This window comes from Candidatus Pantoea bituminis, from assembly GCF_018842675.1.
GTDB classification, from domain to species: Bacteria; Pseudomonadota; Gammaproteobacteria; order Enterobacterales; family Enterobacteriaceae; genus Pantoea; species Pantoea phytostimulans.
This window is the reverse complement of the sequence record NZ_JAGTWO010000004.1, coordinates 1,068,142-1,088,636: the sequence shown is the minus strand read 5'-3', so window position 1 is coordinate 1,088,636 and position 20,495 is coordinate 1,068,142. Positions and strand designations below refer to the sequence as shown.

General features: G+C 54.2%; 14 protein-coding genes and 6 pseudogenes. 6 read left to right on the top strand and 14 right to left on the bottom strand.

The annotated features are described in order from the left end of the window. Positions 1-22 precede the first annotated feature (22 nt). From cvpA to KQP84_RS08870, 9 genes and pseudogenes are all read right to left on the bottom strand, one after another. A pseudogene (cvpA, locus tag KQP84_RS08910) lies at positions 23-507 on the bottom strand (colicin V production protein). Positions 508-765: 258 nt separating this feature from the next. After that, positions 766-1,509, bottom strand: coding sequence for a cell division protein DedD (gene dedD, locus KQP84_RS08905; protein ID WP_215846079.1), 744 nt, complete (start codon positions 1,507-1,509; stop codon positions 766-768). Further along, entirely contained in the window at positions 1,499-2,770 is a 1,272-nt protein-coding gene (folC, locus tag KQP84_RS08900; protein ID WP_215846077.1) for a bifunctional tetrahydrofolate synthase/dihydrofolate synthase, read from the bottom strand. Before folC ends, dedD begins: the two co-directional genes overlap by 11 nt. Before the next feature lie 95 nt (positions 2,771-2,865). Continuing rightward, a complete protein-coding gene (gene accD / locus KQP84_RS08895) occupies positions 2,866-3,777 on the bottom strand; it encodes an acetyl-CoA carboxylase, carboxyltransferase subunit beta (RefSeq protein WP_215846076.1) in 912 nt (303 codons plus the stop codon). A gap of 148 nt (positions 3,778-3,925) precedes the next feature. Further along, positions 3,926-4,588, bottom strand: a complete 663-nt coding sequence (locus KQP84_RS08890; protein ID WP_215846074.1) for a DedA family protein — start codon at positions 4,586-4,588, stop codon at positions 3,926-3,928. A 29-nt stretch (positions 4,589-4,617) separates the two neighbouring features. Further along, a pseudogene (truA, locus tag KQP84_RS08885) lies at positions 4,618-5,420 on the bottom strand (tRNA pseudouridine(38-40) synthase TruA). Beyond that, positions 5,420-6,430 (bottom strand): aspartate-semialdehyde dehydrogenase, encoded by a 1,011-nt coding sequence (locus tag KQP84_RS08880; protein WP_215846073.1) that lies wholly within the window; start codon positions 6,428-6,430, stop codon positions 5,420-5,422. Before KQP84_RS08880 ends, truA begins: the two are co-directional and overlap by 1 nt. A 196-nt stretch (positions 6,431-6,626) precedes the next feature. Beyond that, complete coding sequence (gene pdxB / locus KQP84_RS08875; RefSeq protein ID WP_215846072.1) at positions 6,627-7,760, bottom strand: 4-phosphoerythronate dehydrogenase PdxB; 1,134 nt, start codon at positions 7,758-7,760, stop codon at positions 6,627-6,629. Positions 7,761-7,815: 55 nt separating this feature from the next. Further along, positions 7,816-8,594: pseudogene (locus tag KQP84_RS08870) on the bottom strand (AraC family ligand binding domain-containing protein). 94 nt (positions 8,595-8,688) lie between these two features. Between KQP84_RS08870 and KQP84_RS08865 the strand changes: the two are divergent. After that, a complete protein-coding gene (locus KQP84_RS08865; protein ID WP_215846071.1) occupies positions 8,689-9,588 on the top strand; it encodes a DMT family transporter in 900 nt (299 codons plus the stop codon). On the opposite strand, the gene KQP84_RS08860 is transcribed toward KQP84_RS08865, so the two are convergent. Together KQP84_RS08860 and tctD are read right to left on the bottom strand one after the other, a co-directional pair. Continuing rightward, positions 9,575-10,957 carry a sensor histidine kinase gene (locus KQP84_RS08860; RefSeq protein WP_215846070.1) on the bottom strand — a complete coding sequence of 461 codons (1,383 nt, stop codon included), beginning with the start codon at positions 10,955-10,957 and terminating at the stop codon, positions 9,575-9,577. The two genes, KQP84_RS08865 and KQP84_RS08860, sit on opposite strands and share 14 nt — an antisense overlap. Then, entirely contained in the window at positions 10,948-11,619 is a 672-nt protein-coding gene (gene tctD / locus KQP84_RS08855) for a transcriptional regulator TctD (protein ID WP_215846069.1), read from the bottom strand. Before tctD ends, KQP84_RS08860 begins: the two co-directional genes overlap by 10 nt. Positions 11,620-11,738: 119 nt before the next feature. Here tctD and KQP84_RS08850 point away from each other — a divergent pair, with 119 nt between their 5' ends. The 4 genes and pseudogenes from KQP84_RS08850 to flk all read left to right on the top strand — a co-directional run bounded on the left by KQP84_RS08850 (position 11,739) and on the right by flk (position 15,829). Then, positions 11,739-12,719 (top strand): Bug family tripartite tricarboxylate transporter substrate binding protein, encoded by a 981-nt coding sequence (locus KQP84_RS08850; protein WP_215846068.1) that lies wholly within the window; start codon positions 11,739-11,741, stop codon positions 12,717-12,719. Between the two features lie 12 nt (positions 12,720-12,731). Further along, a pseudogene (locus KQP84_RS08845) lies at positions 12,732-13,162 on the top strand (tripartite tricarboxylate transporter TctB family protein). Positions 13,163-13,172: 10 nt separating this feature from the next. Next, the gene (locus KQP84_RS08840) at positions 13,173-14,678 is read left to right on the top strand and encodes a tripartite tricarboxylate transporter permease (RefSeq protein ID WP_215846067.1); all 1,506 of its coding nucleotides are present in this window, start codon (positions 13,173-13,175) and stop codon (positions 14,676-14,678) included. Between the two features lie 110 nt (positions 14,679-14,788). Continuing rightward, positions 14,789-15,829, top strand: coding sequence for a flagella biosynthesis regulator Flk (gene flk, locus KQP84_RS08835; RefSeq protein WP_215846065.1), 1,041 nt, complete (start codon positions 14,789-14,791; stop codon positions 15,827-15,829). Positions 15,830-15,839: 10 nt separating this feature from the next. Here flk and KQP84_RS08830 read toward each other — a convergent pair whose 3' ends face one another. Then, entirely contained in the window at positions 15,840-16,295 is a 456-nt protein-coding gene (locus KQP84_RS08830; RefSeq protein ID WP_215846063.1) for a rhodanese-like domain-containing protein, read from the bottom strand. A gap of 87 nt (positions 16,296-16,382) precedes the next feature. Here KQP84_RS08830 and pdxR point away from each other — a divergent pair. After that, a pseudogene (gene pdxR / locus KQP84_RS08825) lies at positions 16,383-17,817 on the top strand (MocR-like pyridoxine biosynthesis transcription factor PdxR). Here pdxR and KQP84_RS08820 read toward each other — a convergent pair. Further along, positions 17,780-18,963, bottom strand: a pseudogene (locus tag KQP84_RS08820) (MFS transporter). The pseudogenes pdxR and KQP84_RS08820 overlap by 38 nt on opposite strands. A gap of 235 nt (positions 18,964-19,198) precedes the next feature. Further along, the gene (fabB, locus tag KQP84_RS08815) at positions 19,199-20,419 is read right to left on the bottom strand and encodes a beta-ketoacyl-ACP synthase I (RefSeq protein WP_215846062.1); all 1,221 of its coding nucleotides are present in this window, start codon (positions 20,417-20,419) and stop codon (positions 19,199-19,201) included. Positions 20,420-20,495 lie beyond the last annotated feature (76 nt).

Genomic DNA, 20,495 nt, shown 5'->3' with positions numbered 1-20,495 from the left:
TTAAGCCGCACTCCCGATGGCGTCACCGGGGTAAAAAACTCGACGTGCTTTTCAGGTAATCAAAAAACCACCTGATTATATAACTGAACTGGGGAACGAGTTGAGACTGTTGCCAGTCGGGGCTTTTTGAAAACCCCGTGAATGTATCGAGAAAGAAAAGCATAGCGGCTACGATCAGCACACCACGCAACGCCCCGAAACAGACGCCCAATACTCGGTCGGTTCCCGACAAGCCGGTTTTTCTACCAGCGTGCCGATAACGTAGTTCACGATCGCGCCCACTATTAGGGTAGCAACGAACAGCACACCGATGGCGATACCGTTACGAACCAGTTCGTCGTCAAAACCTGTAAACCAGACTGCAAGAAAGGCGTAATAATGACTGGCGACAAAAAACGCACATCCCCAGGTAACGAGAGATAAGGCCTCCCGGACAAACCCGCGAACCAGGCTGACCAGAGCCGAAAAACCAACTACCGCAATAATGACGTAATCAATCCAGATCATGAATACTTCCAGCGCAATTGCGCCCCTGCATCCAGTTCGGGGCGCATTCTAACAGAAAAAGAAAACGTTTGCGTAGCGGTTTTCCAGTTCTGTTTCCATAAAAAAGGCGATGAAAAAATCTTCACTCGCCCGATGGACTTTCAATTTATTAACCCGTTGAAAATCAAATCATTTCACTTGATTTCCACTCTTTAACCGTAAATGCTATCCCTAAAAAGATGCTGCCTATTGTTGTTATAAGCAGCATCAATAACCCTTTTAGTGTGCACTGTATGGCTTAACCACACCGCCTAAACCGGAGATACTTTTGAGCTCAGAAACCGCCGCTTGCATCTTAGTTTTTGACGCATCTGGGCCGACATAGATACGGGTAATTTGTCCCTGCACCGGCGAAGACGGAACGGTAAAGGCGCGATAACCCGACAAACGCAGCTGTGCGACAATTTCGTTTACTTTGCTGGCATTTTTCAACGCACCGAGCTGCACCACATAAGCCTGACCCGTTGGCGCACTGCTTTCCGTGGTTTTAGGCTGCTCTGCCGCCTTGGGTTGCTCAACCGGTTTCGGTTTTGGCTGCTCCACAGGTTTTGGCTTCGGCTGTTCCACAGGTTTAGGTTTTGGCGGCTCAATCGGCTTCGGTTTAGGTTGGCTGACCGGCTGGGACGGCGCAGTCTGATGCACCGGTGGTGGTGTCACCACACTCGGCTGGCTGTCATCGCCAGGTTTGATACTGCCATGCTCAGCCACGCTATTATTGGATTTACCACCGTTGTTATCAACGGCGGCACCCGCGCCTTCTGGCGGTTGTGCAGGCAGTGACTGCGTTACCGGCGGCACCATTTCGCTGTCCTGCTGATCGTCTGCTTTAGGCACCAACGGGATCGCGGCAAACTCTTCTTTATAATGCTTCTTCTGTCCATCCAGCAGCCCCGGCAGCACAATCACGCCAACCGCGACCAGAATAATGGTACCGACCAGACGGTTTTGAAACTTACTCGCCACGCCCTTTCTCCGTTTCCATCGATTCCATGACCTGTGCCACGGTGTGGAACGATCCACACACCAGTACGATGTCCTGTGGCTTCGCCTGCTCGCGTGCGTGCTGCCAGGCGTGCTCTACGTCAGCAAAGGCCTGCGCCTGCTGCGGTAAATGCGACATCAGCTGTTGGGCCGTTGCACCACGTGGGCCATCCAGTGGCGCGCAATACCAGTGATTAACCTGAGGCGCTAAAGCGGCCAGCGTGCCGGCAATATCTTTATCATGCAGCATGCCAACCACCGCATGCACCGCACCTTTATTCGCTAACGTCGCAAGGCGAGATGCAAGGTAAGCTGCCGCATGAGGATTGTGCGCCACATCCAGGATAACGCGCGGCGATTCGCTTACTGTTTGAAAGCGACCAGGCAAAATAGCCAGCGGTAAATTAGCGCGAATTTGGTCTTCACTGACGTTTAAACCGGAAGCACGCAGCGCCACGATAGCGCTGGCGGCATTCGGCAACGGCACTTGCGGCAGCGGTAAATCATTCAGCTCGCCCCACGCATCTCGCAGCGACCAGCTTTCTGCCTGTTGACGATAAGACCAGTCACGATCGCGCTGGATCAGCTGTGCGCCCTTCTCATTGGCGACCGCAGCGATGCTAAGCGGCATATCCGGCTCACCAACAATAGCGGGCTTGCCTGCGCGAAACACACCTGCTTTTTCACGGCCAATGCTTTCACGATCCGGCCCCAGCCAGTCAAGGTGATCGAGCGCAATGCTGGTGATGACCGAAACATCAGCATCAACAATATTGGTGGCATCCAGACGACCGCCAAGGCCCACTTCTAGGATCACCACATCGAGCTGCGCTTGTTGGAACAGCTTCAGCGCCGATAACGTGCCGTATTCGAAATACGTCAGCGAGATATCGCCACGCCCGGCTTCAATTTCAGCAAAGCTGGCGGTGTGCAGCGCTTCAGTCAGCTCTTGTCCTTGCACGCGTACGCGCTCGGTATAACGCACCAGATGCGGCGAGCTATAGACGCCCACCCGATAACCCGCCGCCATCAGCAGTGTTTCAAGAGTGCGACATGTAGTGCCTTTTCCGTTGGTGCCGGCGACAGTGAAAATAAAAGAGGCAGGTTTCAACAGGTCCAGACGTTGCGCCACTTGGCGAATACGATCCAGCCCCATGTCGATAGCTTGAGAATGAAGGTGCTCAAGATAATAAAGCCACGTGGCCAAAGGCGACGTGGCTTGAGGAAGGTGAAGATTGTCCATATGTCCCGTTTTGCTCAATTATACCTGGCTGAATCAGCGCTGAGGTATGCGGTGCATTGGTAAAAGGCGCGACAGGCGCGCCTTTCTATCTCCTGTCAGGCGTCGTTGCTTTCTGGCTCAGTCGTTGATGCAGACTGGTCGCCATCGAGCAGCGGTGCCGGCAGATTCATCATTTTGGCCAGCAGGCTTGCCAGTTTGTAACGCATTTCCGGGCGGCGAATGATCATATCAATCGCACCCTTTTCAATCAGGAACTCACTGCGCTGGAAACCTGGCGGCAGTTTTTCACGTACGGTTTGCTCGATAACGCGAGGGCCGGCAAAGCCGATCAGCGCTTTCGGTTCCGCGATGTTGAGATCGCCCAACATCGCGAAGCTGGCAGAAACCCCACCCATGGTTGGGTCGGTCAGCACAGAGATGTACGGAAGACCACGCTCCTGCATTTTTGCCAGCGCTGCACTGGTTTTCGCCATTTGCATCAGCGACATCAGCGCTTCTTGCATACGCGCACCGCCACTGGCAGAGAAGCAGATCAGCGGACAGTTATCTTCCAGCGCCTGCTCAACTGCACGCACAAAGCGTGCGCCAACCACAGACCCCATTGAGCCACCCATGAAGGTGAATTCAAATGCTGCCGCAACCACTGGCATGCTGTGCAACTGGCCTTTCATTACGATAAGTGCGTCTTTCTCGTCGGTGGCTTTTTGTGCGGCTACCAAACGATCTTTATACTTTTTCGAGTCACGGAACTTCAGGAGATCCTTCGGTTCCAGCTCGCTGCCCAACTCCACCAGCGTTCCCTGATCGAGAAAAGTGGTGAGACGTTCGCGTGCGCGCATGCGCATATGGTGGTCACACTTCGGGCAGACCTCAAGATTACGCTCCAGTTCGGCACGATAAAGTACCTGTCCACAGCTATCGCATTTGGTCCAAACCCCTTCCGGGATACTGGCGCGGCTAGCAGGCGTAATATTGCTTTTGTTAAGAATGCGTTCAATCCAGCTCATTGATGACCTTTCTGTTGAAACTGACCTGGTCCAGTCGTCTTGATGCTGCTGAAAACGGCTTCAGCAGACGGGAAATTTCGCTCATTAAACCACAACCCGTTCAGACTGTGGATAAAAATCTGGTCTTACCCCTGAGCAACCTTGCCGCTTACGGCTGTTTTTGCTGCTTCGCCTGGCGGCGATGACGCCAGACTTCAATCACGCCCGGCAAAATTGAGACCACGATAATCCCGACGATCAAGAGTTTGAGGTTTTCCTGTACCACCGGCAGATCGCCAAACAGGTAACCCGCATAGGAAAAGAGTAATACCCATAACAACGCGCCGCTGATGTTAAACAACGCGAAGTGGCGATATGACATATGCCCCATCCCGGCGACAAATGGCGCAAAAGTACGCACGATAGGCACAAAGCGCGCCAGAATAATGGTTTTACCGCCGTGACGTGCATAGAACGCGTGGGTTTTATCCAGATAGCTGCGACGGAAAATTTTGGAATTCGGGTTGCTAAACAACCGCTCGCCAAACAGTCGACCTATGGTGTAGTTAACCGCATCGCCGAGAATTGCCGCAATCACCAGCAGTGTCACCATCAGATGCACATTGAGATCGTTACCCGGCAATGCCGCCAGCGCACCGGCCACAAACAGCAGTGAGTCGCCTGGTAAAAAAGGCGTCACCACTAAACCGGTTTCGCAGAACAAAATCAGAAACAGAATGGCGTAAATCCAAATGCCGTACTGCGCTACCAATTCAGCCAAATGCACATCAATGTGCAAAATAAAATCGACCACAAAATGGATAAACTCCATAACGCTCTCTTCCTGTCCTAAATTTTTGGTTAATCCGCGAGGAACAACGGTCCCATCGACGGCTGTGGTAACGCAAAGTGGGATGGATAATCCACCGCCACCAGATAAAGCCCTTCAGCTTTGGCTGTCGCCGCCGCCAGCGTGCGATCTTTGGCTGCCAGCAGCGTAGCCATCCACGATTCTGGCTGATTGCCGCAGCCAATTTCCATCAGGCTGCCAACAATGTTACGCACCATATGATGCACAAAGGCGTTGGCCTTGATATCCACGATGACATACGGCCCTTGACGCGTCACGTTAAGGTGCAACATGTTGCGCCATGGCGTACGAGACTGACACTGCACCGCGCGGAATGAGGTGAAGTCATTCTCCCCAGTAAACATTGCCCTGCACGCTGCATTTTTTCAGCATCCAGCGGATGATAAAAATGTGTCACGCCGCGGCTCAGCACGGCCGGACGCAAGCGCTGGTTGTATATCAGATAGCGATAGCGACGGGCGGTTGCACTAAACCGCGCATGAAACTCATCCGGCACCGATTTTACCCAACGCACCGCGATGTCTGCAGGTAAATTGGCGTTAACGCCCAACGTCCATGCGCTGTCAGCACGTTGCGATGTGGTTTCAAAATGCACGACCTGACCGGTTCCGTGCACGCCAGCATCGGTGCGTCCGGCGCAGAAAACAGTGACCGGATGATCGGCCACTTTTGACAGCGCACGTTCTAACTTTTCCTGCACGCTGCGCACTTCTTGCTGACGCTGCCAGCCGTAATAGCGGCTGCCGTCATACTCAATGCCGAGCGCCAGTTTTTGTGTCTGACTGTCGGACATTAGTACATATACTCCTGCACCAGCTTTTCCGCCGTTTTCACCGCCATTAACGCACCGCCAAAACGGACGTTATCGGCGACTGACCAAAACTGCAGCAGTTCAGGAATACCGTAATCGTTACGCACGCCGCCAATGCTTAATTCATTGTTGCCTGATGCATCGGTGACAGGCGTTGGCACCTGATCTTCTTCGCTCAGGATGATATCAGCGGTGAGCGCCAGTTCAGCACGCGCTTCTTCCGCAGAGAGCGGACGCAGATTCTCAACATGAACGATTTGCGCGTTGCCATAAAACACCGGCGCCTGAATGCTGGTGACCGCAATCGGTAAGCCTTCGTCTTGCAGTACTTTACGTACCTGATCGATCAGACGACGTTCGCTCTCCACGCTGCCTTCGGCATCGGCCTGTTGTGGCAGCAAGTTAAAGGCCAGCTGGCGGCCATAAAAATGGTTATCTGCCGGGACGCCATTTAGCAAACGCGCGCTTTCACCCGCTAATGCATCCACTGCCGCTTTGCCGTGGTTGGAAACCGAAATCAAATTTGTTACCTGCAAGCGGCCTAAACCGGCGGCGTCAGTCAGCGGTTTGAGCGCGGTAAGCAACTGGCTGACCAGGCTATCGGCCACGCAGATAATGTTGCGATTGCGGTAATCCGCCAAAACGTGCGCATTCACATCTGGCACTACCAGCGGAATGTCTGGTGACAACGCAAACAGTTCGCTGCTGTCGATAACCAAACAACCCGCGTTAGCGGCTTCATCTGCATAGCGCGAAGAGGCTTCACGACCGGCTACAAAAAACGCCAACTGCGCTTGTGACCAGTCAAAACCTGCCGCGTCCTGAACCAGAACAGAACGGCCTTCATAACGTTTAGTTTCACCTGCGCCGTTTTCACTCGCCAGCAAATACAATTCTCCAACCGGGAACTGGCGTTCAGCCAGCAGCTCCAGTAAAGCGTTCCCTACTGCGCCTGTTGCGCCTAATAGCGCAATATTCCAGCCGTCAGACATGTTGGTTTACTCCAGACAATGACATAAAAACAGAAGGCGGTGATATTCACCGCCCAAGGATTCGGATTTTTCCCGGTCATATTTCGTATTGCAGATACGTTGGCTACTCGCGCTTACCCTGTCCACTTACTGTGGTAAGTGCCTGGCGTTCACTCATTTGCCGCCTTTCTGCAACGGAAATTACAAGGAAATGAGATTAGCTCTCCTGCAAATGCGCATCAAAACCCAGCTTCGCCAGCATCTCGGCAGCGTCGCGATCGTTGCAGATCACCTGCAACGAAGACCATTCGCGGCGCTCTTCATACTGCTTGCGCAGGCGATCAAATTCACCGGGTTGCGCCGCCACTTTACGTAAAGGCGCGTCGTCGCGGCGCACATCATACACCAGATGCACCAGCCGTTTCAGCGTTGGCTGATCAAGCGCGCCCTGCAGCGTAATGCTGCTGAACTCCGGTGTCGGTAATAACTCGCTCAGTGGCACCTGCTGCGGTTGCCCGATAAACGCGCTCCAGGCTTCAAACACTTGCGTGGTACCTCGCGCTTTACCTTCCAGCGTGTAGCCCGCGATATGGGCGGTGGCGATATCAACTTTATCGAGCAGCGCCAGTGAAAGATCCGGTTCCGGTTCCCATACATCCAGTATCACGCTGAGATCCGATCGCATGTTCAATACTTCCAGCAGCGCGACGTTATCGACCACCGGGCCGCGGCAGGCATTAATGAGAATGGTATTGGGTTTAAGAGCCATCAACAGTGCTAAATCAGCCAGATGCCAGCTTTTATACGGTCCGTCTTTAAAGAGTGGCGTGTGGAAAGTCAGGATATCAGCCTGTTTAACCACCTCATCCAGCGACAAAAAATCGCCGTCGTCACCACGATCGGCGCGCGGCGGATCGCACAGCACGGTTTTCACGCCCCAGGCTTCAAGACGTTTCTGTAAACGTCCGCCGACATTGCCAACGCCGACAATGCCGACTGTGCGATCGCGCAGTTGAAAACCATCGCGTTCCGCCAGTAACAGCAGCGACGAAAAGACATATTCCACCACGGCAATGGCGTTACAACCCGGCGCGGCAGAGAAAGCGATCCCCGCCTGTTGCAGCCACACTTCGTCGATGTGATCGGTGCCCGCCGTAGCGGTACCAACAAATTTCACCGGTTTACCCGCCAGCAAGGCTTCATTCACCTTGGTAACTGAACGCACCATCAAGCCATCGGCATCTGCCAGTTCGGCTTCCGGTAAAGGACGACCCGGCACCGCCAGCACGTTTCCGGTGCGGCTGAACAGTTCACGGGCATAAGGCATATTTTCATCGACGAGAATCTTCACCACGGCTTTCCTGTCTGTTGTCTTTAAGGGCGTTATTCTGGCACAAAGCCACGCGTTAGCCTAACCGCGTGCGGTAGCGATCGGGCGTGGTGCCCGCTTGATGTTGAAACATGACAATCAGCGCAGAAGCGGAGCTATATCCGAGATCGTGAGCAATAGATTGCACGCTGTTGCCCTGCTCCAGCAGCGCAATCGCCCGCAAAAACGCAGCCGCTGACGCCATTCGCTGAATGACATATTGAGCTGCTGATGACAGCGGCGCGCCAGCGTGCGTTCTGTGGTAAAAACGCGGGCCGCCCACGCTGCTAGCGTCGTGTTATCACCGGGGTTGGCTTCCAGCGCGTGCAGCACTGGCGCCAAAAATTTATCTTCCGACGTAGGCAAATAGCTTTCCTGAACGGCTGCGAGACGCAAGCGGTCGCGCAGTACATTACACAGCCGTAACTGCTCGTCGCTGACAGGCAGCACAATTTCCTCTCGGGCGAATTCATCCATAATGGCGTGCACGATCGGATCGACAATCAGCAAGCACGCTTTGATCGGCAACCCTTCACACAGATCGGCGGCCAGGTTAAAGGTGCGAAATTGGGCCTGCCGATGATTATAGCTGCTGTGTACCAGCCCCGGCGGGATCCAGATAGGGATGTCGGCAGGCGTGAGCAGCCGTTCACCTTCTACCCGCATCTCCAGCACATAACTTTTCACAAAGATCACCTGGCCCCAGCTATGCGCGTGCGGCAAATATTCGGTTTGCGCATTGGCCTGCTCAAAACGAAAGAAGTAGCGCAGCGCATTGGCATCAACTGGCGCCTGGTAAATGATTTGTGAAGTCATTATGTCCGGTCATTAAAGATTTTTGTCCGATATTAACTATCTGAATAAAACCGGACAAGCGTACACTGCGCCCATTCTGTATCGGGAGAGCGTTATGAGTTTCTTGTTTCCGCTGATTGCGGTGATGATCTGGTCGATCAATTCGATCGTAAGTAAGTTGTCGGCGGATGCCATTGATCCCGCCGCCATCTCTTTTTATCGCTGGCTGTTAGCGCTGCTGGTGTTAACGCCGTTTATTTTGCCTGGCGTATGGCGTCAGCGGCGACAGATTAAACCGCATTTGGGGCAATTGCTGCTGCTTGGGCTGCTGGGCATGGTGTTGTATCAAAGCCTGGCTTATTACGCCGCGCACAGCGTAAGTGCACTGTTTATGGGGATCATCGGCGCATTAATTCCGCTGCTTACCGTGCTGTTAAGCGTGGTGATCCTGCGCATTGCCCCGACGGTGGGGATTCTTTTTGGCAGCATCATCTCATTTGCCGGTTTAGTTTGGCTGGTCAGCGAGGGAAATTTACCGCTGTTGCTGAGTCATGGATTAGGCAAAGGTGAGTTAATGATGCTGGCGGCTTCCGCCTCTTATGCGCTTTATGGTGTGCTGACCAAGCGCTGGGCAATACCGCTGCCGATCTGGCAAAGCTTATACATGCAGATCGTGTTTGGCGTTCTGCTGCTGTTGCCCGGTTTTTTATTTGCACCGGACGTAACACTGAATCTGCATAATATCCCGTTGGTGGCGTTCGCGGGCCTGTTTGCTTCAATCATTGCGCCTTTCTTGTGGATTCATGGCGTACAGCGTTTAGGTGCCAGCACCACCACTATATTTATGAATCTGATTCCGATATTTACTGCGCTGATTGCCGTGCTGTTCCTGCATGAGCAGTTGCACAGTTATCACTGGATTGGCGGAGGTTTGACACTGTTTGGCGTGATTTTGGCACAGCGTTTGAAAACACCGCTGTCAGGTCGTAAACCGAGCCGTATCACTCGGATTTAAACGCGATAGTGACGCGCAGTCCGCCCAGTAGCGGACTGCGATCCATGACAATCAACGCTCCATGCCATGCACAAATATCCTGCACCAACGCCAATCCTATTCCTGCGCCAGGCTGCAAGCTGCCATGATCAAGTCGGGAAAAGGGCTGTAAGGCTTTTTCCTGTTCCGCACTGTCGATGCCCGGCCCGCTGTCTTCTATTTCTAATGTTTTCCCCTGTAGCCTTGCCGTAATTACCCCGTTCAGCGGCGTGTATTTGATGGCATTGTCCAGCAGATTGGCGCATAACTCGCCCAGCAGCAGGCGATCCCCTTTGACTTCGCTGTTCTCATCACCTTCGTAACCTAAATCGATCTGCTTGTTCCGGGCCGCCGTGTAACCGCTGAAACAGGCATCCCGCAGGATCTCCGCTAAATCGACGCGCGGCAGCTGTTTCTCCTCGCCGTGACGCGCTTTTATTTGCGCCAGTTGCAGTAATCGATCGGTAAGCAAAATAGTGTCATCCAGCGTGTGTCGCATTCCTTGTAAACTCTCTCGCCACTGCTCGGGGCAATTGCTGCTCATCGCGACACCCACCTGAGTTTTGAGGATTGCTAGCGGCGTACGCAGTTGATGTGCTGCGTCAGCGCTAAAACGATCCTGACGCGCCATCATTCCACGCAACCGCTCAAGATAGCGATTAAAAGCAATAATCAACGGCTGTAATTCTGACCAAGGCAACGATGGAAGCGGCGTTAACTCGCTAACATCGCGGCGTAAAACAATGCGCGATAGACGTCGTAATGGACGCAGTACGCGTCGCAGCATCAATCCCGCCAGTAACAGCGTCATCAGCACCAACACGCTTTGACTCAGCAGCGCCGTACGCATTAATCCTTGGGCAAACTCCTGACGCGAATTCAGTGTTTCAGCCACGATGATTAGCGCCATACCTTCTGCCCCCGCCTCGCTGATGGGTTGCCAAAGTGCAGCAATGCGAATCGGTTGCTGTCGATAGCGGCCATCATAAAAATGCACCAGCGCGGGCCAGTCGTTTGAAAGTGCGTGATGGGGTGGAATCGGCGGCAGGTCGTCATAACCTGACAGCGTTTTACCTTGCGGCGAAATCACTTGGTAAAACAGCTGATCGTTCATGTTGCGCTCAAAGCTGTCGAGCACGACCCAAGGCACATCCACTTCAAGATGACGATTACGCACCACCAAGCGTTCAGCAACGGTGCGCGCCGAGGCCAGCAATGAGCGATCATAGGCCTGATTGGCTGCAGCCAGCCCGCTTTGATAATGGGTATAAACCGACAAACCCCACAACAACGTGAGCGGCAAGCCCAACCACGCCAGTAATTCGCCGCGCAGTGAACGGATTAGCCGCATGGCACCGTTTCCAGGCTGTATCCCAGACCGCGTAGCGTCACAATCGCGACATCGCTACCGGCCAGTTTTTTACGTACCCGGTGTACGTAAAGCTCAATGCTTTCCAGGCTGACATCATCAGCCAGGGTAAACGTTTGTTCATAAAGATGCTGGCGTGAAACCGGGCGCCCTCCTCGCTGCATCAAGGTTGTAAGTATGCTGGCTTCGCGCGGGGTCAACGCCAGCGGCTTGTCCGCCAGCAAAAAATAGCCTTCAGGATCGCGTGTCAACTGGCCTAGCGCCTGGTTTTGCGCAGAATGCGTTTGGCTTCGCCGCAACAGTGCCCGTAACCGCGCTTCCAGTTCATCCAGCTCAAAGGGTTTAGTGAGGTAATCATCGGCTCCCTGATTCAGCCCGCGCACCCTATCGTCGAGCGCGCTGCGCGCAGTCAGTAATAAAACCGGCACATTTTTTCCGCGCCGACGCAGCCGCGTTAGCACCTCAATACCATCCATACGCGGCAGCGAAACATCCAGTACCACCAGAACATATTCCTCGCTGTGCAGCATGTGATCCGCCGCTACACCATCCGCAACCCAATCCACGGCAAATCCTTTTTGCGTTAGCGCTTTCTGCAACCAGCGCGCCAGCTCAACCGTATCTTCAACCAGTAAGAGACGCATATCACATCCTGTCATTATTTCTGGGCAGTGAAAGGTAAATGAAAGGTAACTGTTTTAACAATTCAGCAACGCCGAATATTCGGCAGCAATCACACTCTGGAAGAACAAGGGAGCGAAAGATGAAAAAAATAATCCGCACCACCTTAGCCTCAACCCTACTGGCATTACTGGTTCCCGCTACTTTTGCCGCCGATGCGCCCAAACGTACTGAATGTATTGCGCCTGCCAAGCCTGGCGGCGGCTTTGACCTGACCTGCAAACTCCTGCAAGTGTCATTGCAGGAGACAAAACAGATCGATTCACCGATGCGCGTCACTTATATGCCCGGCGGCGTGGGTGCGGTTGCCTACAACGCCATTATTGCGCAGCGCCCCGCCGAAGCGGGCACGGTGGTCGCCTTCTCCGGCGGCTCGCTGCTTAACCTTTCTCAAGGCAAATTTGGTCGCTATTCAGTAGACGACGTGAAGTGGCTGGCAGCAGTCGGCACCGATTACGGCATGATCGCAGTGCGTGAAGATGCCCCATGGAAAACGCTTGGTGAGCTGATGGAGGCGATGAAGAAAGATCCCACCAAAGTGGTGGTTGGCGCGGGCGCATCTATTGGCAGTCAGGACTGGATGAAAACCGCGCTGCTGGCGCGTGAAGCAGGCATTGATCCGCGCAAGATGCGTTACGTCGCGTTTGAAGGTGGCGGCGAGCCGGTTACTGCGCTGTTGGGTAATCATATTCAGGTGGTTTCTGGCGACATGAGCGAAATGGTGCCGCATCTGCAAGGTGGAAAAATGCGCGTGCTGGCTGTGATGGCGGATAAACGTTTGCCTGGCCTGCTGGCGAATGTGCCGACCGCTAAAGAACAGGGCTTTAACATCGAATGGCCGATTATTCGCGGCTTCTATTTGGGTCCAAAAGTCAGCGATGCCGAGTATCAATGGTGGCAAGACGCCTTTAAAAAGATGGTGAATACGCCGGAATTTCAAAAACAGCGCGATCTGCGCGGTCTGTTTGAATTCAACCTGTTTGGTGCAGAACTCGACAGCTATGTCAAAAATCAGGTCGCCTCTTATCGCGATCAGGCGAAATCTTTCGGCCTGGCTAAATAACCGGAGCACATGATGAGCGATCGTATTTTTGCGGCTATTTGGCTTGCACTTTGCCTCGGCGGCATGGTGATAGCCTGGCAAATTCAGAGCGAATACAGCTACGAACCGGTTGGCCCGCGCCCTTTTCCCTGACGATTTTGGGTTTGATGGCGATCTGCGCCCTGCTGATGCTGTTTCGTAAACCAGACACCATTCAATGGCCTACTCAGGGCACATTAAAGCGTTTAGTCGCACTGGCGCTGATGCTGATGCTGTATGGCTGGCTGTTTGAAACACTGGGTTTCGCGCTCTGCACCACGTTGTTGACGTTTGGCATCGGCATGCTGTTTGGTGCACGTTGGTGGGCGGCAGCGCTTTCCGGCGTGATCATGGGGTTGACGCTGTTTTACGCCTTTGACCGCTTGCTGGACGTGACGCTGCCCATGGGCAGCTGGCTGAGTTAAGGAGAATATCATGGATACCTGGTCTTTTTTGATGCAGGGTTTCGCCGTCGCCATGACGCCCGAAAACCTGATAATCGCCTTGATCGGCTGTTTTATTGGCACCATTGTGGGATTGTTGCCGGGTCTCGGCCCGATCAATGGCGTCGCTATTTTAATGCCGCTGGCTTACGCGCTGCATTTGCCGGCGGAATCGGCGCTGATCTTGCTGGCAACGGTCTATATCGGTTGTGAATATGGGGGTCGCATCTCATCCATTTTGCTGAATGTGCCAGGCGATGCCGGTGCCATTATGACGGCGCTGGATGGCTATCCGATGGCGCAGCAAGGCAAAGCGGGCGTAGCGTTGTCGATTTCTGCGGTGAGTTCCTTTGTCGGCTCTACCATTGCCATTCTCGGCATTATTTTATTCGCCCCGCTCCTGGCAAACTGGTCACTGGCATTTGGTCCGGCTGAATATTTTGCGCTGATGGTTTTCGCGATTGCCTGCCTCGGCAGCATGATGAGTCAAAATCCGTTGAAATCTTTTCTGGCCGCATTAATCGGTCTCGGCATGGCGACCGTGGGCGTTGATGCGAATACCGGCGTTTACCGCTTTACCTTCGACAGTGTGCATCTTTCTGATGGCATTCAGTTTGTGGTGGTGGTAATTGGTCTGTTCTCGGTGAGTGAAATCTTGTTGATGCTGGAATCCACCCATTCTGGGCAGAAAGCGGTGCGCGCCAGCGGTCGCATGATGTTCAACATGAAAGAGGCCGCGATGACGGCCGGTGCCACGCTGCGATCGTCGTTTATCGGTTTCTTCGTCGGTGTGTTACCCGGCGCAGGTGCCACCATCGCCAGCGCCATTGCTTACATGACTGAAAAGAAAATCAGCGGCAGCGACCAGTTTGGTAAAGGTGATATTCGCGGCGTGGCAGCGCCAGAAGCGGCAAACAACGCATCGGCTTGCGGATCCTTTATTCCAATGCTCACGCTGGGCATTCCCGGCTCAGGCACCACCGCAGTCATGGTGGGTGCGTTAACGCTCTACAACATCACGCCCGGCCCTGCGATGTTTATTGAACAGCCAGACATCGTGTGGGGATTGATCGCCGCACTGTTGATTGGCAACATCATGCTGTTGATCATGAACATTCCCATGATCAACGTGTTTGCCCGCATGCTGACGATTCCGCTGTGGTTTTTGGTCCCCACCATTGCGGCCATCTCCGCCGTGGGCGTCTATGCGGTTCACAGCACCACGTTTGATCTGCTGTTAATGGTTGGCTTGGGTGTCTTTGGTTATATTCTGCGTAAAATGGATTTCCCCATGTCTCCGCTGATCCTGGGTTTTGTCTTAGGTGAAATGCTGGAACAGAATCTGCGGCGCGCGCTCTCAATCAGTAACGGTAATTTGCCGATCCTGTGGGAAAGTCTGATTTGCAAAGTGCTGCTGATCTTAGCGGTTGCCGTCTTGGTGGTGCCTTTTGCCTGGAAGCGCTGGCGCCGTATGCGCCTGAAGCTCATCCCTGAGTAATTCCACCGAAACGCGAGCGCCCCCGTGGGATTTCCCGGGGCTTTTGTTATCATGGCGCATTCTCATTCCGGCGCACCCCACGCTGTTCTGTTTTCCCCAAGGAATCCGCCATGCAACCTGTTAGCGGCCCCGGTGTGCCGGTCGGCGATCGTTCATCTGTAAATCCGCAAACGGGCGCACCTCGTCCCGGTTCTGCGCCTGGAGAACAGCCACTCTCTCCTGCGCAACGCACCACGCTGGAACGCCTGATTGTGCGCATTTTGTCGCTGAGCAATCTTAAAGCGCCTGAGCTTTGGTCTGGTATACGCCGTGAAGTGAATGTGAAGAGTGACGCCGAGTTGCAGTCACGTCATTTTCCTGCTGCCGAGCAATACCTCACGGTGCGCCTGACGCAAGCACAAACCGGCCACGCGACGCGCCAGTTGATGACCCAGCTAACCGATTTACTGCCGCAGGGCAACAATCGTCAGGCGGTGAGCGACTTTATTCGGCAGCAGTTTGGTCAAACCGTTTTAAGTGCCTTGAGTCAGGATCAGCTACGTCAGGTACTGACCATGCTGCAAAATGGCCAAATGGCGATTCCGCAGCCGCAGCAAACGCGCTCCAGCGATCGCAGCCTGTTACCGGCTGAGCATCACACCCTGAACCAACAGATCATTCGTTTGGCCGCCGCAACGGGCGAATCCAGCGGCAAATTGTGGGCCTCAGCGTTGAAACTGGTGAACCTTACCAGCGGCGATCCGATCCCATCACGCCATTTCCCGCTGCTGACGCAATATTTACAGGTGCGTCAAACCCTGAGTCAGCACAGCGCGCCAACGCTGCAACTGCTAGAAGCCTCGCTGAAGCAGCCGCTGGCGCAGACCGAACAGCGCATGATGGAGGATTACAGCCAGCAGCGATTCCAGGCGACACCGCAAACGGTGCTTACGCCTACCCAAACGCAGGATCTGCTGAACTTTTTGTTCTCACGTCGGGCTGAAAGAATGTCTGAGCAGCCTTTGGCCGCCAGTGAAATCAAACCTCAGCCAATCTGGGCACCCGTTGCGGCCTCCTTGCCGCCGTCACTCCAACCGCTGGCGCAGCGGCCGTTGCTGGTTATCTTCATCGCCTTGCTGGTGATTGCATTTTTATTGTGGATCGTCCTTTAAAGACGCTGCATTAGCAGCCGCATGATGCGGCATCGCCTGTAGTTGAAATTGCGCCTGGCCATTCGCCTGGCGCATTACCCCACGCCATCGGATGGCCATCGCGCTTCCAGAAATCCAGGCCGCCAATCAACTCTTTCACCTGAAAACCCAAGGTGGCGAGCTTATACGCCGCTTTCGTTGAGCCATTGCAGCCAATGCCATCGCAGTAAGTGACATAGAGTTTACTGCGATCTAACTGTGCTGTTGATGCTTCATCCATAATGCGATGAGGAAAGCTGATGGCGCCGCAAATGTGCCCAGCGCGATAGATCTCCGCTGATCGTGCATCGATCACCACAATTTCACTCACCTGCTGCGCCAAATCTTCGGCGAGATCCCAGGCATCCGTGTAATAAGCCAATTTGGTTTCCAGGTACGCCAGACTTTGCTGCGAAGAAACGGGCGGAAAACGTAATACAGATGACATGGTGATTCTCCTGTTGTGAAGTGCAGCCAGTTTACGGCAAAGTGGACTGATCATTGATACCCATTTATCTCTCACAATAAGACCAATATGAGCACACCGCTGCTGCAACTTTTCCATCATCAAGCGTCGGGTGGACTGCGTGAACGTTTGTGCGCCACGCTGCGTCTGGCGATAGCGAATCACCATTTGTCCGTGGATCAAAAGCTGCCCTCGACGCGACAAATGGCATCGGATTTAAACCTGTCGCGTGTGACGGTGGAAGCGGCTTACGCGCAGTTGGAAAGCGAAGGATATTTACGACGTGAAATCGGGCGCGGCAGTTTTGTGGCTATCACCATGCCCAATAAAGCGCGCAGCACGGCGTTAACGCAACTGCCCCACTTCTCCCTGCGCGGTAACCGTGTATTAGCAACCGGGGTTGCCAGGATCCGCTCTTTCCACAGGCTTTTGCCGCCGGTTCGCCAGAACTTCGCGCCTTTCCTCAGCAAATCTGGCGGCGAATCAGCGCCACTGTGCAGCGTTCGCTTGGCAGCGCGGTGATGGGTTACGGCGATCCGCTGGGTTATCAGCCTTTACGCCATGCGGTGGCAGATTATCTGGCCTTGTCGCGTGGCATACATTGCCAACCCGAACAGGTGATCATTCTCACCAGTTCACAGCAGGCGCTACAGCTGCTGGCGCTGATGTTTCTCGATCCGGGTGATGAAGTCTGGCTGGAGGAACCGGGCTATCCCGGCGCGCGTAATGCTTTTCTCGCGGCAGGTGCAAACTGTCGCGGCATTGCGCTGGATCAGGAAGGCGCGAAACTTCAGGCCGGGGCAGCAAAGTTGATGTATCTGACGCCTGCGCATCATTATCCAACGGGTGTGACCATGAGTTTAGCGCGCCGTTTAGCCTGGCTTGATTGGGCGCGACGTCATCGCAGCTGGCTAATTGAGGATGATTACGACAGTGAATTTCACTATGACGAACGCCCAACGCCAGCGCTGCAAGGACTGGATTCGCATAGTCGCGTCATCACGCTAGGGACGTTTTCAAAATCACTGTTTCCTTCACTGAGGCTGGCCTGGATGGTGGTACCCCTGAACTGGTGATACCTCTCGGTCAGGCGCGCAGCGTCATGGATGGACACAGCGCCCTGTTGCCGCAAGCGATTACCGCCGAGTTTATGCAGCAAGGTCACTTCACCAGCCATTTGCGTTTGATGCGGCAGCTTTATCGCAGTCGCCGCGACCTGCTAATAGAGCAAATTGAGCAGCGCCTTGCGCCGTGGATCACGCCAATGGCCCGCACAGGCGGCTTGCAAATGGCGGTATCACTGAAGCAGGGAGATGAAGCGAGGCTGACCAACCTCGCCGCGCAAGCAGGATTGCAACTGCCGAGGCTAAGCCCGTTATATACCAGTGATATTCGACAGCCAGGTTGGCTACTGGGCTTTTCTGCTCTCACACCCGGCGAAATCGTTGCCGGATGTGACAAGCTGGCTAAGCTGTTTGCGGCTGACGCGCAAAGCGCCAGGTAACTAAAATCCCGAGTACCGCGCAGCACGCACCTGCCAAATAGACAGAACCGTAACCCAGCGCGGTCGCCAGCAATCCGGTGAGCGGCCCGCTGGCTCCGTAAGCGACATCCTGGAATGCAGAAAAGCCCCCAAGCGCGGTGCCGCGCACCTGCGGAGAAACGCGTTTAATCACTTCTACGCCCAGCGCCGGAAAGATCAGTGAGCAACCGCAGCCGGTCAAAGCAGCCCCCATTAATGCCATCCAACTTTGCGTTGCCAGTCCCAGCAATAGCAATCCGCAGGCTTCCACCAGCAGCGAAATCATCGCCACTTTTACGCCACCCAACCGATCCGGCAAGCCACCAAAAAGGAGACGCACCAGCACAAACGCCAGGCCAAATGCGGTAAGGGTAAAGCCCGCATTGCCCCAGTGTTGTGCAACAAAATAGAGCGAGGTAAAAGTACCGATCACCGCAAAACCGGCACCTTGCAGCGCGAGCGCGAGCCCCGGCTGAAAAATGCTGCGTACCACGCTGAACAGCGAAGGCCGCTCGCCGCCGACAACCGGCACGGCTTTGATCCAATTATTCAACCCCAGCGCAATCAGCGGCAGCACGACGGCAACCGCGCCCAACAGCGCAAAACCCCTTGCTGATGCAGCAATAAGCCGAGTGGCGCGCCCGCTGCCAGCGATCCATAAATCGCCATGCCGTTCCATGACATCACCAAACCAGAACGTTTTGGCCCAACTAAACCCATGCCCCATGTCAGATTCCCGGTCAGCAGCAAGCTTTCGCCAAAGCCGAGCAGCAAACGACCTATCGACAGCAAGCCGAACTTCGCCTCTATTGGCACCGGCAGCAGCGCAGCAGCGAGGTAAGCCAGCCCCACTAAGGCTATCGCTAACATGCCGTGTTGCGTGGTGAGTTTTGCGCCATGCTGATCGGCTCGACGTCCGGCAAAACCCCGCGTGAGCAAAGTGGCAAAGAACTGAATGCCAACCGCGATGCCCACCATCACGTTGTTCATTCCTAACTCTTGATGCACATAGAGCGGGATAACCGGCAAAGCCAGGCCCGCAGTGAGATAAGTCAGGAATACGGCCAGCGAGGTGCAAGCCAAAGGAAAGGTCGACTGAACTTGCGATTCAGCGGCTGAAGAGGACATTAACGTAACTCCTTGTTCTGAGACGTGCCATGACGGCAAAAACCAACGACGCGCGCGCCTTCTGTCGTAACAGAAGATTTATGCGTTGGTTAACGTGAACGCTTACGTAACGAGAATGGTCGTTAAGGCAGGACTACACCACAGTCGAGCGAAAGGGAATTCTGGCAAGGGGTTAGAATTATGTCAAAGAAAAGGGCCGGCAAGCCGACCCTTGAGGTAAAGATGAGGTGAAACCTTAAGCCTGATACTTACGCATCGTCAGAGTCGCGTTGGTGCCACCGAAACCGAAGCTGTTAGACATAACGGTTTTCAGCGCTTTTTCAGTCGGCTTAGTCACGATATTCATGCCTTCTGCCGCTGCATCCAGCGAGTCGATGTTAATGCTTGGCGCAATAAAGCCGTGCTCCAGCATCAGCAGGGTATAAATCGCTTCCTGCACGCCCGCTGCACCCAATGAGTGACCGGTCATGGCTTTGGTTGCAGAAATGTAAGGCGTGTTATCACCGAACACTTCACGGATTGCACCCAGCTCTTTCACATCGCCCACTGGCGTTGAAGTACCGTGGCTGTTCAGATAATCGATCGGGGTATCAACGCCCTGCATCGCCATCTTCATGCAGCGCACTGCGCCTTCGCCTGATGGTGCAACCATGTCTGCGCCGTCGGATGTTGCGCCGTAGCCTACGATTTCAGCGTAGATGTGCGCGCCACGTGCCAGCGCGTGCTCCAGCTCTTCGACCACAACCATGCCGCCGCCGCCTGCGATAACAAAGCCATCGCGGTCGTTGTCATAGGTACGAGAAGCTTTTTCAGGCGTTTCATTATATTTGGTAGAAAGCGCGCCCATGGCGTCGAATTCGCAGGACATTTCCCAGCACAACTCTTCACCGCCGCCAGCAAACACGATGTCTTGTTTGCCCAGCTGAATTTGCTCAACCGCATTACCGATACAGTGTGAAGAGGTCGCACAGGCAGAGCTGATTGAGTAGTTCACACCGTGAATTTTGAAAGGTGTAGCCAGACAGGCTGAAACGCCTGACGCCATCGCTTTAGTCACGACATACGGACCTACTGCTTTCAGGCCACGCGGGCTACGCATTGCGTCTGCGCCGAACACCTGATAACGCGGAGAACCGCCACCTGAACCGGCAATCAGACCCACACGTGGGTTGTTCTGATAGGCTTCGTTGGTCAGGCCAGAATCTTTAATCGCTTCTTCCATGGAAAGATAAGCATAGATGGACGCATCACTCATAAAACGCACGATTTTGCGATCGATGAGGCCGGTGGTATCTAACTTAACGTTACCCCAGACGTGACTACGCATGCCGGAATCTTTCATCTCTTGAGAAAATGTGATGCCAGAACGGCCTTCACGCAGAGATGCCAGCACCTCTTGCTGATTATTACCAATACTGGAAACGATCCCCAAGCCAGTAATCACCGCACGTTTCATTCAATAGTCCTCTTCCACATCTTTTGGATTGACGTGCACTCTAGCTTACACTTGTACGCCGAACAAGTCCGATCAG

What these genes read in the sequence shown, in the direction of transcription:
- folC (WP_215846077.1), bottom strand. Translation starts at nt 2,770, where the DNA reads ATGGACAATCTTCACCTTCCTCAAGCCACGTCGCCTTTGGCCACGTGG.
- accD (WP_215846076.1), bottom strand. Translation starts at nt 3,777, where the DNA reads ATGAGCTGGATTGAACGCATTCTTAACAAAAGCAATATTACGCCTGCT.
- KQP84_RS08890 (WP_215846074.1), bottom strand. Translation starts at nt 4,588, where the DNA reads ATGGAGTTTATCCATTTTGTGGTCGATTTTATTTTGCACATTGATGTG.
- KQP84_RS08880 (WP_215846073.1), bottom strand. Translation starts at nt 6,430, where the DNA reads ATGTCTGACGGCTGGAATATTGCGCTATTAGGCGCAACAGGCGCAGTA.
- KQP84_RS08865 (WP_215846071.1), top strand. Translation starts at nt 8,689, where the DNA reads ATGAGTTTCTTGTTTCCGCTGATTGCGGTGATGATCTGGTCGATCAAT.
- KQP84_RS08860 (WP_215846070.1), bottom strand. Translation starts at nt 10,957, where the DNA reads ATGCGGCTAATCCGTTCACTGCGCGGCGAATTACTGGCGTGGTTGGGC.
- tctD (WP_215846069.1), bottom strand. Translation starts at nt 11,619, where the DNA reads ATGCGTCTCTTACTGGTTGAAGATACGGTTGAGCTGGCGCGCTGGTTG.
- KQP84_RS08850 (WP_215846068.1), top strand. Translation starts at nt 11,739, where the DNA reads ATGAAAAAAATAATCCGCACCACCTTAGCCTCAACCCTACTGGCATTA.
- KQP84_RS08840 (WP_215846067.1), top strand. Translation starts at nt 13,173, where the DNA reads ATGGATACCTGGTCTTTTTTGATGCAGGGTTTCGCCGTCGCCATGACG.
- flk (WP_215846065.1), top strand. Translation starts at nt 14,789, where the DNA reads ATGCAACCTGTTAGCGGCCCCGGTGTGCCGGTCGGCGATCGTTCATCT.
- KQP84_RS08830 (WP_215846063.1), bottom strand. Translation starts at nt 16,295, where the DNA reads ATGTCATCTGTATTACGTTTTCCGCCCGTTTCTTCGCAGCAAAGTCTG.
- fabB (WP_215846062.1), bottom strand. Translation starts at nt 20,419, where the DNA reads ATGAAACGTGCGGTGATTACTGGCTTGGGGATCGTTTCCAGTATTGGT.